Origin of the sequence: Streptosporangium sp. NPDC049046, from assembly GCF_040649155.1 — a bacterium.
Taxonomy (GTDB): domain Bacteria; phylum Actinomycetota; class Actinomycetes; order Streptosporangiales; family Streptosporangiaceae; genus Streptosporangium.
The window spans coordinates 1-17,538 of the sequence record NZ_JBEZEZ010000065.1; the positions used below are offsets into that span (position 1 = coordinate 1).

Annotated in this window: 5 protein-coding genes; all 5 read right to left on the minus strand. The window is 73.1% G+C overall.

The window, feature by feature from the left end; all coding sequences use genetic code 11:
* Positions 1-4,583: beta-ketoacyl synthase N-terminal-like domain-containing protein (locus tag AB0B96_RS40340; RefSeq protein WP_362907538.1), on the minus strand; the 4,583-nt coding region annotated here is incomplete at its 3' end.
* A gap of 131 nt (positions 4,584-4,714) precedes the next feature.
* The gene (locus AB0B96_RS40345) at positions 4,715-6,013 is read right to left on the minus strand and encodes an activator-dependent family glycosyltransferase (protein WP_362907540.1); all 1,299 of its coding nucleotides are present in this window, start codon (positions 6,011-6,013) and stop codon (positions 4,715-4,717) included.
* Between the two features lie 439 nt (positions 6,014-6,452).
* Positions 6,453-9,011 carry an FtsX-like permease family protein gene (locus tag AB0B96_RS40350; RefSeq protein ID WP_362907542.1) on the minus strand — a complete coding sequence of 853 codons (2,559 nt, stop codon included), beginning with the start codon at positions 9,009-9,011 and terminating at the stop codon, positions 6,453-6,455.
* A complete protein-coding gene (locus AB0B96_RS40355; RefSeq protein ID WP_362907544.1) occupies positions 9,011-9,811 on the minus strand; it encodes an ABC transporter ATP-binding protein in 801 nt (266 codons plus the stop codon). The genes AB0B96_RS40350 and AB0B96_RS40355 overlap by 1 nt, the downstream gene beginning before the upstream one ends.
* A gap of 152 nt (positions 9,812-9,963) precedes the next feature.
* The gene (locus AB0B96_RS40360) at positions 9,964-17,526 is read right to left on the minus strand and encodes an SDR family NAD(P)-dependent oxidoreductase (protein WP_362907546.1); all 7,563 of its coding nucleotides are present in this window, start codon (positions 17,524-17,526) and stop codon (positions 9,964-9,966) included.
* Between the last annotated feature and the right edge of the window lie 12 nt (positions 17,527-17,538).

A 17,538-nucleotide genomic window follows, 5' to 3' on the forward strand; every position in this document is an offset into this window, starting at 1 on the left:
CGCCGGTCGGTCACCCCCACCGGGCCGAACGCGCCGTCCAGCAGACCGAAGACCCGGTCACCCGGCGCCAGGTCGTCCACCCCGGCACCGACCTCAAGCACCACGCCGGAGGCCTCGCCTCCCATCGGCACATCGCGCTCGGGCACCATGCCGAGCGCCACGACGACGTCGCGGAAGTTCATCCCGGCGGCGCGGACGGAGATCCGCACCTCGCCCGGCTCCAGCGCCCTGCCGGACGCGGGGTGCGGGACCAGCGCCAGGTCCGACAGGCTCCCCTTGACCGGCGCGTCCAACCGCCACTCGGCCACCCCCGCCGGCACCGCGAGCCCGTCCCCGCCCGCCGCCCGCGCCAGGCGCGGCGCCCACGCCTTTCCATCCCGTACGGCCACCTGCGGCTCGTCCGGGGTCGTCGCGCTGAGCAACGCCGTACCGGAAACGGGGCTCTCGTCGAGGTCCACCAGCAGGAGGCGGCCCGGGTTCTCCGCCTGGGCGGCGCGCAGCAGGCCAAGGGCCGCGGCGCCCGCCAGGTCGGTGACGTCGTCGCCGTGCACGGCGGCCGCGCCACGGGTCACCACCACCAGCCGCGCCGACCCGAACCGCTCCTCGGCGAGCCACTCCCGCACCAGCCCCAGCGCCCGGTGCGTCGTCGTCCGTACCCGAGCCGCGACGTCTCCGTTCTCCTGCCCCTCGGAAGGCGGGAAGGGGACGAACACCAGATCCGGCACGACCTCGGAGGCCGCCGACGACCCCAGGTCCTCGAACTCCTCGACCTCCGCGCCGGTCGCGCGCAGTGCCTCGGCCAGCCCGATCCCGTCGGCGCCCAGCACCGCGTACCGCTGCCCGGCGGGGATCTCGGCGAGTGGCGACACCGTCCAGTCCACCCGGAAGAGGGAGTCGCGGCGGGCGTCGGCCGCCGCGGAGAGCCGGTCCGCCGGGAGGGGGCGCGACAGCAGGGACTCCACGGACGCCACCGGGCTCCCCGAGACGTCGGCGAGCCGGAGCGAGACCGTGTCGGTGCCGGCGGGCGACAGGCGCACCCTCAGCTCGGCGGCACCCTCGGCGTGCAGGGAGACGCCGGACCAGGCGAACGGCAGGCTCACCTCGCCGGACCCGCCCTCCAGCAGCGACTCGGCGTGCAGGGCGGCGTCCAGCAGCGCCGGGTGCAGGGCGAACCTCCCCGCCTCTCCTCGCGCGTCCTGGGGCAGGGCGACCTCGGCGAAGATCTCCTCACCGCGCCGCCAGGCCGCCCGCAGCCCCTGGAACAGCGGGCCGTACTCGTATCCCTGGTCGGCCAGCCGCTCGTACAGGCCGTCCACCTCCAGTGCCGTCGCACCCGCCGGAGGCCACTCGGCCAGGTCGAAGGGCTCTGCGGGGAGGTCGGCGACGAGGAAACCCGTGGCGTGCCGGGTCCAGGGCGCGTCCGCCTCGTCGCCGGCGTCCTCGGGGCGGGAGTGCACGGCGACCGGGCGGCGGCCCGTCTCGTCCGACGCCCCCACCGACACCTGCACCTGCACGCCGCCCTCTCTCAGCGGCAGCGGTGCCTCAAGCGTCAGCTCGTCCACCGTCCCGCACCCCACCCGGTCACCGGCACGCATCGCCAGCTCCACGAACGCCGTACCGGGCAGCAGCACGGTGCCCGCCACGGCGTGGTCGGCGAGCCAGGGGTGCGTGCGCGTCGACAGCCGCCCGGTCAGCAGGACCTCGCCGGTTCCCGCCGAGGTCACCGCCGCGCCGAGCAGCGGGTGACCGGCCGCGGTCAGGCCGGTGGACGCCAGGTCGATCGCGTCGGTGGCGTCCAGCCAGTACCGCTCACGCTGAAAGGCGTACGTGGGGAGCTTCACCGGGCGAGGGTCGTGGGGGGCGAACAGCGGTTCCCAGTTCACCGGCGCCCCGTGCGCGTACGCCTCGGCCAGCGAGGTGACGAACCGGTTCATGCCGCCCTCGTCGCGCCGCAGGGAGCCGACGGCGACCGCGGTACCGGCCGCGGCCTCCACGCTCTCCTGGACGCCCACGGTGAGCACCGGGTGGGGGCCGATCTCGATGAACAGACCGTGCCCATCCCGCACCAGCGCGTGGGTGGCCTCCTCGAAGCGCACCTGCCGCCTGAGGTTGGTGTACCAGTAACCGGCGTCGAGTCCCGCGGTGTCGATCGGCTCGCCGGTCACCGTGGAGTAGAAGGGCACCTCCGCCGACCTGGCGGCGATCCCCTCCAGGTCGGCCAGGATCCGCTCCCTGAGCGGCTCCACGTACGCCGAGTGCGACGGATAGTCGACGGGGATCTTCCTGGCGCGGACGCCGTCGGCCACCAGCCGCTCCAGCAGCTCGTCCAGGGCCTCCGTCTCGCCGGAGAGCACCACGGATCCGGGACCGTTCACCGCGGCCACCGCCACGCGGTCGCCCCAGGGTGCCAGCAGTTCCCGCATCCGCTCGGCCGGGAGCGAGACCGCCATCATCTCCCCGTGGCCGGACAACTCCTCGCCGATGGCGAGGCTGCGGAGCGCGACCACCCGGGCGCCGTCCTCCAGCGACAGCGCGCCCGCCACGCAGGCGGCGGCGACCTCTCCCTGCGAGTGGCCGACGACGGCGTCGGGTTCGACACCGTACGAGCGCCACAGCTCGGCCAGCGAGACCATGACGGCCCACAGCGCGGGCTGCACCACGTCCACCCGTCCCAGCGGCGGCGCGCCCGGCTCGCCGCGCAGCACCTCCACGAGCTTCCAGTCGACGAACGTCGCGAGCGCGTCGGCGCACTCGGCCATCCGGGTGGCGAACACCGGTGAGGAGTCCATCAGCTCGACGGCCATCCCCGCCCACGCCGCTCCCTGCCCGGGGAAGACGAACACCACCTTCGGGTCGGGGGCCGCGACGCCGCGCACGACGTTCGGCGCGGCGTCGTGTCCGGCGACGGCGCGCACGCCCGCCAGCAGGTCGGCTCGGCCGGTGCCGACCACCACGGCGCGATGCGGGAAGGCCGCGCGGGAGGTGACGGCGGCGTGCCCGACGTCGACCGGCGACAGTCCGGCGTCGGCGTCCACGTGCGCCGCGAGGCGTTCCGCCTGGGCGCGCAGCGCCTCCTCGCCCTTTCCCGAGATCACCCAGGGCACCACGGGGGGTGGGCCGTACCCGCCGGCGACGTCGCCGTCCGTGTCCGTACCGCCCGCGTGCTCCGTACCGTCCGCGGTCTCCGGCGTGGGCGGTGGCGCCTCCTCCAGGATGACGTGCGCGTTGGTGCCGCTCACCCCGAAGGAGGAGACGCCGGCTCTGCGCGGGGCGCCGCCGTTCTCCCAGGTCTCGGCCTCGGTCAGCAGCGTGACGTCGCCGGCCGACCAGTCGACGTGCGGTGAGGGCTCGTCCACGTGCAGGGTGCTGGGCAGGACTCCGTGCCGCATCGCCAGCACCATCTTGATCACGCCGGCGACGCCCGCGGCCCCCTGTGTGTGGCCGATGTTCGACTTGATCGAGCCCAGGCGGAGCGGCCTGCCCTCGGGGCGTTCCCGTCCGTACGTGGCGAGCAGCGCCTGCGCCTCGATCGGATCGCCGAGGCCTGTGCCGGTGCCGTGCCCCTCGACGGCGTCGATCTGGGCGGCCGACAGACGCGCGTTGGCCAGCGCCTGGCGGATGACCCGCTGCTGTGCGGGTCCGTTCGGCGCGGTCAGCCCGCTGCTGGCGCCGTCCTGGTTGATCGCCGAGCCGCGGACGACCGCCAGGATCGGGTGTCCGGCGCGCTGGGCGTCCGAGAGGCGTTCCATCAGGAGCATGCCCACGCCCTCGCCCCAGCCGGTGCCGTCCGCCGCGGCGGCGTAGGCCTTGCACCGGCCGTCGGGGGCGAGGCCCCGCTGGCGGCTGAACTCCACGAAGGTGCTCGGCGTGGACATGACCGTCACGCCGCCGGTCAGCACCATCGAGCACTCGCCCTGACGCAGTGCCTGGACCCCAAGATGCAGAGCCACCAGGGACGAGGAGCACGCGGTGTCCACCGAGACCGCGGGCCCCTCCAGGCCGAGCACGTAGGCGACCCGCCCGGAGGCGACACTGCCGTCGCTGCCGTTGCCGATGTAGCCGCCGAGTTCGTCGGGGACGACGCGGGCCCTGGAACCGTAGTCGTGGTAGATCACCCCCGCGTAGACGCCGACGGCACTGCCCCGCGCGGACAGCGGGTCGATCCCCGCGTCCTCGAACGCCTCCCAGGCGGTCTCCAGCAGCAGTCGCTGCTGGGGGTCCATCGCCACCGCCTCCCGGGGGTTGATCCCGAAGAAGGCCGGGTCGAACCCCGCCGCGTCGTAGAGGAAGCCGCCCGAGCGCGTGTAGCTCTTGCCCGGACGGTCCGCGTCGGGGTCGTAGAGGTCGTCGACGTCCCAGCCACGGTCCTCGGGGAACGACGAGATGGCGTCGCCGCCCTCGGCCAGCAGTCGCCACAGCGCCTCCGGGCTGTCCACTCCCCCGGGGAACCGGCAGCTCATCCCGATGATCGCGATGGGCTCGGTCTCCCTGCGCTCGGCCTCTCGCAGCCTTTGCCTGACCTCCCGCAGATCGGTCGTCGCCCGCCGCAGATAGTCGAGAAGTTTGCCGTCGTTCTCCACCACGTCACCCCTGTCAGACCGTTCGGGGGCCTCGCCCGGTCGAACCGTGCGTCTCGGGTCGAGGCGTAAAGGAAAAGGGCGCTCGCGTCGCGGGGCGGCCCGTGTTCGGCGTTCCGGTGAATCGCGGGCGAACCTCAGCCGGCCGGCGTCGGCTCGCCGTTCTCCGCCCGGTGGCGGGCGACCAGCTCTTCCAGGTCGCGTACGAGATCGTGCGGGGCCGGGGTGGCCTCGGCGATGCCCCTGAGCCGGGTCGCGTTCTCCCTGAACGACGGCTCGTCGATCAGGCGCAGCAGGTTCTCCCTGAGCGTCCGCGCCGAGAGCTCCTCCGGCTCAAGGACGAGGCCCGCGCCCTCGGCGGCTAGCCGCCGGGCCATGCCCGCCTCGTCGTAGAGTTTCGCGGGGACGACGAGCTGCGGAATCCCGTGCGCGATCGCGGTCCCGAACGTCCCGGTGCCACCGTGATGGACGATCGCCGCGCAACCCGGCAGCAGGGAGTTGAGCGGGACGTAGTCGACGATCCGCACGTTGTCCGGAACCTTCTCCCCCGGATCGAGCTGGGCGGCGTTGAGAGTGGCGACCAGTTCGAGGTCGAGGTCGGCCACGGCCTCGAACAGGTCGGCGGCTCCGATGCTGCCGTTCCCGCCCCACACCTCGCGCCCCGACACGCCGAGGGTGAAGCAGACCCGGGGCCGCCCGGACCCGGCCTCGCGCAGCCAGTCCGGGAGGACGGCGGGACCGTTGTAGGGGACGAAACGGACGGGCAGGTAGTCGTGCTCGACGGGAAAGCGCGTCCAGACCGGCATCGAGTCGATGGTGGCCTGGCCAAGGATGGTGTCCTCGTGGAACTCGCAGCCGTACCTCGCCAGCTTCGCGGTCACCCAGTCGGCCACCGGGTCCTCGACGGGGTGCCCCGGCCGGGTCTCCCTCAACCACAGGAACAGCGAGCGCATCCGCCCCCAGTGGTCCCTGCCGAAGGTCGACCGGACGTGCGCGGCTCCGCAGGCCCGGGCCGCCACCGGGCCGGGGAAGGTGATCGAGTCCCAGACCACCAGGTCGGGACGCCAGTGGCGGCAGAAGGCGACGAGGTCGTCGTACATCGACTCGTCCGTGATGAAATCCAGCGCGAGGGGTGAGGCGAAGGAGGCCATGCAGTCGCGCACGTACTCGTAGGTGAGGACGTCGGGCCGCTCCTCGGCGATGTCGTAGCCGGAACCGAAGATCTGCTGGTCGGCGGGGACGGTCGCGAGCCGCTCGGCCACGTTGGACATCTCACCCACCGATACCGCGGTCAGGCCGGTCCGGGTGACCTCGTCGAGGATGTCCGGCTGGGTGGCGACGATCACCTCGTGGCCCGCGGCCTTCAGCGCCCACGCGATCGGCACCACCAGAAAGAGATGGGCGTTCGCGGCGTGCAGGGTGAACAGGACACGCATGAAGATTTCCTCCGGATTTCATTCAAACGAGATCAGACTGCCTACCGCGAGATCAGCGAATTCGTCTTCGTGCTTCGCGGTCACGGGTAACCCGCACCGATTCCAGAAGGTGGGGAAAACTGCTGTCCGCCGTTTTCCATGCCGAACCAAGTAGCACGCTACCTATGTGGGTGCGATGAAACCGACCCCTAGCGCACCCCTCAGCCTCCCCTGAGGAGAACCCCGGCTTCCGGGGCGGCCGTCGGCGGCACGACCAGGTCAGAGCATGTGGAGACGTGCCGGAACGGCGAAGGGAGGGGGTGTCGTGCCCCCTCCCCTAGCCGGTGGACCGGACGGTGAACCCCGGCTGGAACATCGCGCGCGACGGCCCCTCGCGACCGGGGCCACGCGGGCCGGCCGAGGGGAGGGCAGGCGCCGGTATCCGGCGACCCGTGACCCGCTAGGAGCCCCCGGAGTCGGCGGAGCGGACGCGGCGGGGACGGGTGACGATCCACGCGGGCGACAGGGCTCCCATGAGCGCGGACAGGCCGACGGAGCAGACCACGATGACGTAGAGCCACACCGGTCCTGAGGGAAGCGGGGAGCCGTTGACCGCGATGGTGAAGGGCAGCAGCAAGGGCACGAAGCACACGGTGCCGAGCACGACGCCGATGACGGCGACCAGGACCCCCTCGACGCCCATCATCCGCAGGATCTGCCCCCGGCTGGAGCCGATCAGCCGTTGCAGCCTGAACTCCCTGCGCCGCCGTACCGCGCCCGCCGCCTGGGTGCTGATCACCGAGATCACGACGAAGGCGAGTGTCGTCCCGATGAGCAGGTGGTTCACCCATGCCCGCGTCCGTTCCCGCTCGGTGTGCGGGCCGGACAACACGTCGTCGCCGCTCACCCGCAGCCCCGGCACGGCTCGCGCCACCCCGGCCAGGGTCGCGGCCACCCGGGGGACGTCTCCGTCCGAGACCGCGCGCACGAGGATCTGGGGCGGCAGGCCGGCCGTGGTGTGCTGTGCCAGCAGGTCGGCGGGCATCAGGACCGTCTCGGCGCCCGCCTTCGCCGACAGCAGCGCGACCACCCTCAACTCGGCCGCGTGTCCGTCGCCCAGGCGGATCCTGACCGTGTCGCCGAGACCGCGGCCGAGTTGCCGGGCGTGCCCCTCGGCCAGCGCGACACTGTGCCCGCGCAGCCCGGTGAGCGTACCGGCGGTGAGCCTGAGCTTCATGACGTGCTCGGCGCCCTCCGCGGTGATCCCCCGGGCCGGCCATCCGTCCTCGCCCTGCCAGGCGTCGTACGGGCTCTCCAGGAACACGGTGCCGGTCACGAACTCCGAGGCTCCCGCGACACCCGGGATCGACCGGACCTGGCCGAGCAGGTCGGTGGCCAGGCCGCCGGTCTGCGCGGTGAGCACGACGTCGGCGCGCAGGTCCCTGACGTACGCGCGCTCGGCCACACCCGCCGGGGACACCTGAAGGTAGACGTTGGCCAGGGCGATTCCCGTGACGAGCATGATGGGCGTGGCCGCGGCGGCCACCCGGACGGTCCGCGCGCGGGTGTTGAGGATGGCGAGGTGTCCAGGCTGACCGAAGACCGCGCGGACCGGTCGGCGCAGGGCCTCGGTCATCGCCACCGTCATGCGAGGGGCGACCAGGGTCAGCCCCACGGAGAGCGCGATCACGGTGAGACAGACGGAGATCACCCCGGGTGGGCGGGGCGCCACCGCCGCCGAGACGGCGAGCGCCGCGCCGCCGGCGAGGCAGACCAGCGCGATCGCCGATCGCACCAGGCCGAGCGGCCGCCGCCGGGGCACGGTGCCGGCGGGCGGCTCGACGGCCGGGATCATCGACGCCCGCCTCGCCGGAAGGAACACCGCCGCCGCGGCGGCGAGCAGGCACGTCGCGACGGCGGCCACGACCGGGATCCAGCTCTGCTGGAACGGCATGACCTCGGGGACCAACCCGTCGGCCACCAACCGCCCGAACAACCAGTGTCCGAGGTAGGGACCGAGCAGGCAGCCCGGCACGACGGCGAGCGCGGAGACCGTCATCCCCTCGCTGAACACCATGCGCCGGATCCGCGCCGGGGACGTGCCCATCACCTTCAGCAGCGCCATCTCCCGGCTGCGGTGCTCGACCGACATGCCGAGGGTGCCCGCCACGACGAGTGCGGCGACCAGGAGCGTCGTCCCCGCGGTCACCCCGGAGATGACGACGAGGTTCTCGCCGCCGTCCCTGCCCTCGGGGAACTCGGCCAGTCCGCGGTCGTCACCGACCAGAGCCGTCGCCATGTGACCGTGCAGCGCGGCCTGGATCCGCGGGCGGAGCACCCCGGTGTCGATCCCCCGGGCGGGCAGGACCGCGGCGGCGTCGACGGTGCCGGGGTGCCCGGCCAGGCGCCGGGCGTCGGACGCGGAGAAGAACATCACGGCCTCGGTGATCGCGCGACCGTCCGCGGGCGCGGCGACACCGGTGACCCGGTAGGTCCCGGCGACGCCGCCGACCGCGACCTCGACCCGGTCTCCCACCCCGGCGCCGGAACGCCGGGCCAGCGTGGCGTCGAGCACCACCTCCCCCGAACCTCCGGGCGGCGTGCCGGCGCCCAGCTCGTACGGCGCGAGCCGGGCGGAGCTCCAGTCGTGCCCGACGCCCGCCGGTCGATTCCCCAGCAGGATCGTGGCGGGAAACGACAGGTCACCGATCACCCGGTCCACCCCGGGCACGGCCCTCAGGGTGTCGAGCAGGCCGACACCGAGCCGCACGCGTTCGGTCAACCGCGTCCACTCGGTGTCCTCGTCCCGGAGGTCGGCTTTGGGCAGCGGATAGGACGGGTCACCGACTATCACGATCGGCGCTCCCGCCAGGCGCTGGGGCGGCACCTTCCCTCGGAGGCCGGTCTCCATCAGCGCACCGGCAGCCGAGACGATCACGGCACCGAGGAGCATCGCGGTGAAGACGGCGGCGAAGACATCCTTGCGGAAGGACAGCGTGCGCAGGGCGAGGCGCCACATCAGCCGACGTTCCCCCCTTCTGGCCTCGGTGGCCTGTCCCAGATGCCGAGGTGCGACATCCTCTGGACCACCGCCCTGTCCATCGGCAGGCTCCGCTCGTCGACGACGCGGCCGTCGGCGAGGAAGACGACGCGATCGGCGTAGGAGGCGACCAGCGGGTCGTGGCTGGCCATGACGACGGTCCGGCCGCCCTCGTGCACGGCCTCCTGGAGCAGCCCGAGGACACTCTCGGTGGCGCGGGCGTCCAGCGCGCCGGTCGGCTCGTCGGCGAAGATCACCGGATGGCGGGTGACCAGGGCACGGGCGATGGCGGCCCGCTGGCGCTGTCCCGGGGAGAGTTCGTACGGCCGGTGGCGCGTCCTGTCGGCCAGCCCGACCCTGCGCATCACCTCGGCGAGCAGCGAGGGGTCGGCGGCCCTGCCCGCCAGGGAGAGGGGCAGGACGACGTTCTCCTCAACGTCCAGCGCGGGCAGCAGGTTGAACTTCTGGCAGATGAAGCCGATCCGTTCACGGCGCAACTCCGTCAGCGCCGCCTCGTCGAGCCCGTTCAGCTCCCTCCCCTCCAGGGTCACCGTTCCCGAGGTCGGCCTGTCGAGCCCGGCCGCGCACTGCAGCAGCGTGCTCTTGCCCGACCCGGACGGCCCGATGATCGCGGTGAGGCTGCCGCGAGGGCAGCCGATCGTCACACCTCCCAGAGCGACGACGACGTCCGCTCCGCTCCGGTAGGTCTTCTGCACCGAGTCGAGCCGGACGATCTCCTCGACTTCCTGACTCTCCGCGCGGATCCCTTCGCTGTCCATAGGCCGAAGCGTAATCAGCGGGCGATAGTCGGCACATCGGCCGGAGGGGCCATACGGCTCATCCCTGCGACGGGTGGCGGTGAGGGACCGGATGTCCCGGGGCAGGACCTCCCCGCGCGGGGCGCGAGGAGTCCATCCCAGGTCGAAGCCCGTCACAGCTCACTGTCGAGGATGTCGAACAGTTCGTCCGCGGTCGCCGACTCCAGCTCGGTCCCGCCGGTCGTCGTCGCCTCCCTCCGGTGTGTCTCGATCCATCTGGAGGTGAGCGCGCGCAGCCGGCCGGTGATCCTCTCGTGCTCCACCGGGTCGGGCGCCGCGGTCTCCATCGCGTGTTCGAGCCTGGCGAGCTCCGCCTCCAGCGTCGCCGCGGGCGGCTCGTCGGCGACGAGTTCGGTCCTGATGTGGTCGGCGACCGAGGCCAGGGTCGGGTAGTCGAAGATGAGGGTCGCGGGCAGCCGCACGCCGGTGGCGGCACCGAGCCGGTTACGGAGCTCCACAGCGGTCAGCGAGTCGAAACCCAGCTCCTTGAACGGCCTGAGCGGATCGACCGCGTCACCGTCCAGGTGTCCGAGGACCGCGGCGACGTGGGTGCGCACCAGGTCCAGCAGCAGGCGGTCGCGGCCGGTGGCCGACAGCGACTCCAGCCGCTGCCGCAACGACTGCTCGACCGGGGCCGAAGCCGCCTCGCGGACCGCCCGGCGAGTCCTTGTGGTGACCAGACCGCGGAGCATCGCCGGAAGCGCCTCGGCCCGTGAGCGCTGGGCCGTCAGATCCAGCCGGATGGGGACCAGGGTGGCCTCCCCGAAGTCGAGCGACCGGTCGAGCAGCGCCATCCCGGCCTCGGCCGTGAGCGGCAGCAGGCCGGAGGCACGCAGCCGGCGCAGGTCGGTCTCGCCGAGCTGTGCCGTCATGCCGCCGATCTCGGGTGCCCACATGCCCCAGGCGAGGGAGACCGCGGGCAGGCCCGCGGACCTTCTGTGCTCGGCCAGCGCGTCCAGGAAGGCGTTCGCCGCCGCGTAGTTGCCCTGCCCGGCACCGTCCAGCGTGCCCGCCGAGGAGGAGAAGAGCACGAACGCGGACAGGTCAAGTCCGCGGGTGAGCTCGTGCAGGTGCCAGGCCGCGTCGGATTTCGGCCGCCAGACCGTGTCGACCTGGCCGGGCGAGAGCGACCCGACGACACCGTCGGCCACGACTCCGGCCGTGTGGACGACCGCGGTGAGCGGGCGGTCGCCGGGCAGGTCGCCCAGAAGCGCGGCCAGGGCCTCCCTGTCGGAGACGTCGCACGAGGCGACGGTGACCTCGGCTCCGAGCCCGGTCAGTTCGTCGCGGAGCCGCTCGGCACCCGGGGCGTCGATGCCCCGCCGACCGGCCAGTACGAGGTGACGGGCTCCGTGACCGGTGACGAGGTGCCGCGCGACGAGGGCGCCGAGGCCGCCGGTGCCGCCGGTGACGAGCACCGTGCCGTTCCCGTCGAGCGGCGCGGGCACGGTGAGCACGAGCTTGCCGACGTGCCTGGCCTGCGCCATGAACCGGAACGCCTCGGGCGCGCGGCGTACGTCCCAGGTGCGGATCGGCGGCGGGGTGAGCACACCCTGTTCGAACAGCCGGACCAACTCGGCCAGGATCTCCGCGGTCCGGTCGGGACCGGCGTCGGAGAGGTCGAACGCCCGGTAGGCGACTCCGGGATGTTGCGCCGCGACCTCCTCCGGGTATCGCACGTCGGTCTTGCCCATCTCGGCGAAGCGGCCGCCGCGCGGCAGCAGGTCCAAGGAGGCGTCCACGAACTCCCGGGCCAGCGAGTTGAGCACGACGTCCACGCCTCGGCCGCCGGTGGCCTCCAGGAAGCGGCTCCTGAAGTCCAGGTCGCGGGAGGAGGCGATGCGGTCGTCGGGGACGCCCAGGGCCCGCAGCGCGTCCCGCTTGCCGTCGCTCACCGTGCCGAACACCTCGGCGCCCAGGTGGGCGGCGAGCTGGACGGCCGCCATGCCGACGCCACCGGCCGCCGCGTGGATCAGCACCGACTCCCCTTCCTTGAGGTCGGCCAGGTCCACGAGGCCGTAGTAGGCGGTGGCGAACACGGCGGGTACCGACGCCGCCTCGGCGAAGGACCAGCCCGCCGGGATCGGCACGACCATCCGGTGGTCGACCACCGCGTACGGGCCGAAGCAGGCGTCGACGAGGCCCATCACGCGGTCGCCGGGCGCGAGGCCGACCACCTCGGGCCCGACCTCGGTGACCACCCCGGCGGCGTCCGCGCCCAGGTCGGCCCGGCCGGGATACATGCCGAGGGTGATCATGACATCGCGGAAGTTCAGGCCGCCGGCACGGATCGCCACGCGCACCTCGCCGGGCTCCAGCGGCCGATCACGGGCGTCGCACGCGGACAGCGCGAGGTTGTCCAGCGTGCCCTGCCTGGTCACCTCCAGCCGCCAGGCTCCCTCGCCGGCCGGTGGTGTCAGCAGGCCCGCCGAGCCGGTCCTGGCCAGACGCGGCACCATGGCCAGGCCGTCGCGCAGTGCCAGTTCGAACTCGCCCACGTCCAGCACGCCGGGCAGCGCGCGGTGGGAGTCGTCGGAGCCGTCCACGTCCAGGAGGAGGAACCTGCCCGGATTCTCCGCCTGCGCCGCGCGGACCAGACCCCACAGCGGAGCCTGCGCGAGGTCGGGCGGGCCGTCGCCGGAGCCGGTCCTGACCGCGCCGCGGGTCACCACGGCCAGCCTGGTCCCGGCGAGACGGTCGTCGGCGAGCCAGGTGCCGAGCAGGTCCAGGGTGCGCAGTGTCGCGGTCCTCGCCGTCTCCGCCGCACCGCCGTCCCCGCCGGAGAGGGCCGGGACCAGTACGGTCTTCGGCCTGACGGGCATGGCGCGCAACGCGTCGAGGTTCGCGACGAAGGAGACGTCGAGTCCCGCCGAGCGCAGCGCCCGGCCCAGCCGGTCGTCCTCGGCCCCGAGGACGACCCACTCTCCGTCGCCCTCGACGACGGGCACCGCCGTCCAGTCCACCCGGTACAGCGAGTCGCGGGCGGCACCGAGCCCTTCGCCGGAGACCGGGCGCATGGCCAGCGACCCGATGGTGACCACCGGGGCACCGGTGCCGTCGGCCACCTGGAGCGAGGCGGTGTCGGAACCGTTCCTGGAGACCTTCACCCGCACCGACGAGGCGCCGGTCGCGTGCAGGGCGACGCCGTTCCAGGCGAACGGCAGTTCGACGGGCCTGCCGGGCTCGGCCGGTTCGCCGAGTTCGATGGCGTGCAGCGCGGCGTCCAGCAGGGCCGGGTGGACGCCGAAGAGCGCGGCGTCGGCGGCGACGCCCTCGGGCAGCGCGACCTCGGCGAACACCTCGCCGTCCCGTCGCCAGGCGGCGCGCAGCCCCTGGAAGGCCGGGCCGTAACCTGCCCCCTCGGTGGCCAGCCGCTCGTAGAGGCCGGTGAGGTCGACAGGCTCGGCGTTGGGCGGCGGCCACTCACCGAGGTCGAAGTCGCCGGACGGGGCGGACGGCGCGAGGAGGCCGGTGGCGTGCCGGGTCCACGGCTCGTCGCCCGTACCGGTCCGCGAGTACAGCGACAGCGGGCGGCGGCCGGAGTCGTCGGCGCCTCCCACGACCGCCTGGAGCGCGACGCCCTCCCTGCCGGGAAGGACCAGCGGGGTCTCCAGGGTGAGTTCCTCGACGGTGTCACAGCCGACCTGGGTTCCCGCGCGGACGGCGAGCTCGACGAAGGCCGTACCCGGCACGATGACGGTGTTCAGGATGGTGTGGTCGGCCAGCCAGGGATGGCTGCTCAGCGAGACACGTCCGGTCAGCACGGCGCCGCCGGACTCGGGCAACGCCACCACCGCGCCGAGGAGGGGGTGCTCGGCGGGTACCTGTCCGAAACCGGACGCGTCGGCGGTGAGGTCGCCGGTCTCCAGCCAGTAGTGGCGGTGCTGGAAGGCGTACGTCGGCAACTCCACCCTGCGTGCCTTCCTCGCACGCGCCACGGCGCCGTCCACGGCGACCGCACCCGTGGCCGTGCCGCTCTCGGCGGTCACCTCGGCGGGAGCGACGGACGCGGCGGTGGCGGCGTCGGTGAAGAACGCCTCCCAGTCAACAGCCACCCCCCGCGTATGCAAAGCGCCCAACGCCGTGACCAACTCCGAAGCCTCGCCACGATCCCGGCGCATCACCGGCACGAACACCGCCCCAGACCCCACCCCCGAACCAACCGCCGCTGGCCCATCGCCGGAAGCACCACCGGAACCGTCGCCGGCCAGGCACTCCTGCCCCATCGCCGACAACACCCCGTCCGGCCCCACCTCCACAAACGTCTCCACCCCCGCAGAAGCCAACACCCCCACCCCATCGGCGAACCGCACCGCACCACGCACCTGCTCCACCCAATACTCCGGCGAACACAACCGCTCCGCCGTAACCTGCTCCCCGGTCAGGGTCGACACGATCGGAATCCGCGGCGGGTCGTAGGTCAGCGACCCCGCCACCGCCCGGAACTCCTCCAGCATCGGGTCCATCAACGGCGAATGGAACGCGTGCGACACCCGCAACCGCTTCGTCCGCACCCCCCGCTCCTCCAAGGCGGCGGCCACCTCCAGCACCGCCTCCTCCACCCCGGAGACCACCACCGACGCGGGACCGTTCACCGCCGCGACCGACACCCGCTCCTCACGCCCGGCCAGCAGCTCGACGACCACCTCCTCGGAGGCCCGCACCGACACCATCGCCCCACCCGCAGGCAACGCCTGCATCAACCGCGCCCGACCCGCCACCAACACACACGCATCCGCCAGCGACAACACCCCCGCCACATGCGCCGCCGCGATCTCCCCGACCGAATGACCAGCCAGCACACCCGGCGCCACTCCCCACGAGGACACCAGCCGGAACAACGCCGTCTCCACCGCGAACAACGCAGGCTGCGCCCACCCCGTCCGATCCAGCAACCCCGCCTGCGCCGACCCAGGCTCGGCGAACAGCACCTCGCGCAACGACCCCTCAAGCAGCGGATCCAGCTCGGCGATCACCTCGTCCAACGCCGCCGCGAACACCGGGAACCGCTCATACAACTCCCGGCCCATCCCGGCCCGCTGACTGCCCTGACCGGTGAACAACACCGCCACCCGGCCATCACCCACCCGACCCCGCACCACACCCGAACCGCCGGCTACCGCCGACAACCCGGCCACCACACTTCCACGGTCCCCGCCCACCACCACCGCACGATGATCGAGGGCGGCACGCGTCGTCGCCAGCGAGTACGCCACATCCAGCAGACCGATCTCCGGCCGCTCCTCGATGTGCCCGGCCAGACGCGCGGCCTGCGCGCCCAACGCCTCCTCGCTGCGCGCCGACACCACGAACGGCAACGGCAACCCTCCGGCGAACTCCGCCACCGGAGTCGGCAGCCCCTCTTCGTCCTCGGTGTCGGTGTCGGTGTCGGTGTCGACGGGGGCGGGCGCGGGGGCCTGCTCGATGATGACGTGGGCGTTGGTACCGCTGATCCCGAAGGCCGACACGCCCGCGCGGCGCGGGTGACCGTTCTCCGGCCACTCGACGGGCTCGGTGAGCAGCGACACCGCACCCGCCGACCAGTCGACGTGGGAGGTGGGCGCGTCCACGTGGAGGGTACGCGGGAGCATGCCGTTGTGGATGGAGAGCACCATCTTGATGACGCCCGCGACCCCGGCGGCGCACTGGGTGTGGCCGATGTTGGACTTGATCGCGCCCAGCCGGAGCGGACGCTCCGGGGAGCGGCCCTCACCGTAGGTGGCGAGCAGCGCCTGGGCCTCGATCGGGTCGCCGAGCGTGGTGCCGGTGCCGTGCGCCTCCACCGCGTCGACGTCTGACGGCGCGAGACGGGAGTTGGTGAGCGCCTGGCGGATGACGCGCTGCTGGGAGGGACCGTTCGGAGCCGACAGGCCGTTGCTGGCACCGTCCTGGTTGACCGCGCTGCCCCGCACCACCGCCAGCACCGGATGACCGTTGCGACGCGCGTCCGACAGCCGCTCCAGGACGACCATGCCGACGCCCTCGGAGAACACCGTGCCGTCCGCGGCGTCCGCGAAGGACTTGACCCGGCTGTCGGGGGCGAGGCCGCGCTGACGGCTGAACTCCACGAAGAGCTCGGGAGTGGAGACCACCGTCACTCCGCCGGCCAGCGCGAGCGTGCTCTCGCCCCTTCGCAGGGAGTCGCAGGCGAGGTGGAGTGCCACCAGCGACGACGAGCAGGCGGTGTCCACCGTGACGGCCGGGCCTTCGAGGCCGAGCACGTAGGCCACCCTGCCGGACATCACCGAACTGGAGTTGCCGGTGAGCAGGTAGCCTTCGACGCCCTCGGGCAGTTTCGCCAGCCCGGTGGCGTATCCGGTGCTCGAAGCTCCGACGAACACGCCGGTGGAGCTGCCCTTGAGCGCGTCGGGGGCGATCCCCGCGCGCTCCAGCACCTCCCAGGACGCCTCAAGAAGCAGCCTCTGCTGCGGGTCGGTGGCGAGGGCCTCGCGCGGCGAGATACCGAAGAAGCCCGCGTCGAACTCGCCCGCGTCGTGCATGAAGCCGCCGCCGCGCGCGTAGCTGGTGCCGTGCCGGGCGGGGTCGGGGTCGAAGAGCCGCTCCAGGTCCCAGCCCCGGTTGGCGGGGAACTCGGAGATGGCCTCCCCGCCCTCGGCCAGCAGCCGCCACAGCGCCTCCGGCGAGTCGATGCCGCCGGGGTAGCGGCAGCTCATGGAGACGATCACGATGGGGTCGTCGTCCGCGGGCGCCGAGACCGGCGCGAGCGGCTCGGCGTGCGCGGCGGAGACTCCTGCTCCGAGCAGTCTGCCCCTGAGGTGCTCGGCCAGGGCCTCGGGGGTCGGGTAGTCGAAGACGAGGGTGGCGGGCAGGCGCAGGCCGGTGGCGCTGTTGAGCCGGTTGCGCAGTTCGATGGCGGTGAGGGAGTCGAAGCCCAGTTCCCTGAAGGCGCGACCCGGCGGCACCGAGTCGGCGTCGGTGTGACCGAGCACGGTGGCGGCCTGCGTACGGACCAGCGAGACGAGCACGCGGTCCCGCTCGGCCTCGGGGAGTCCTTCCAGCTGCCGCCGCAGGGGAGAGCCACCGCCGGACGCGGGGGTGGCGGACGCCGTCACCTCGCGGCGGGCCGGGGCGCGGACGAGTCCTCGCAGCAACGCCGGCGGCGCGGCGGACCCTGCCCGCAGCGCGGTGAGGTCGAGGTGGATCGGCACGAGCAGCGGCTCGTCGAAGGCGCGGGCCGCGTCGAACAGGGCGATCCCCTCCTCGGAGGAGAGGCCTCGGGCACCGGACTGCTCCATGCGCGCGATGTCGGTGTCGTCCAGATGGGCGCTCATGCCGCTGCGCTGGTTCCAGAAACCCCAGGCCAGCGAGAGCCCGGCCAGCCCCTGAGCCCTGCGGTGCGCCGCCAGCGCGTCCAGGAAGACGTTGGCGGCGGCGTAGTTGCCCTGTCCCGCGTCACCGAAGACTCCGGCGGCCGAGGAGAACATCACGAACGCCGACAGGTCCAGGTCACGGGTGAGCTCGTGCAGGTTCCACGCCGCGTCCACCTTCGGCCGCAACACCGCGTCCACCCGCTCGGGAGTCAACGTCTCGATGACACCGTCGTCGAGGACGCCGGCGGTGTGCACCACCCCGGTCAACGGCCGATCCGCGGGAATCCCCGCCAACACAGCCGCCAACCCCTCACGATCGGCCACATCACACGCCACCACACTCACCTGCGCCCCCAA

Excerpts from the sequence above, each read along its gene's own strand:
- AB0B96_RS40345 (WP_362907540.1), bottom strand. The coding sequence starts at position 6,013 with ATGCGTGTCCTGTTCACCCTGCACGCCGCGAACGCCCATCTCTTTCTG.
- AB0B96_RS40350 (WP_362907542.1), bottom strand. The coding sequence starts at position 9,011 with ATGTGGCGCCTCGCCCTGCGCACGCTGTCCTTCCGCAAGGATGTCTTC.
- AB0B96_RS40355 (WP_362907544.1), bottom strand. The coding sequence starts at position 9,811 with ATGGACAGCGAAGGGATCCGCGCGGAGAGTCAGGAAGTCGAGGAGATC.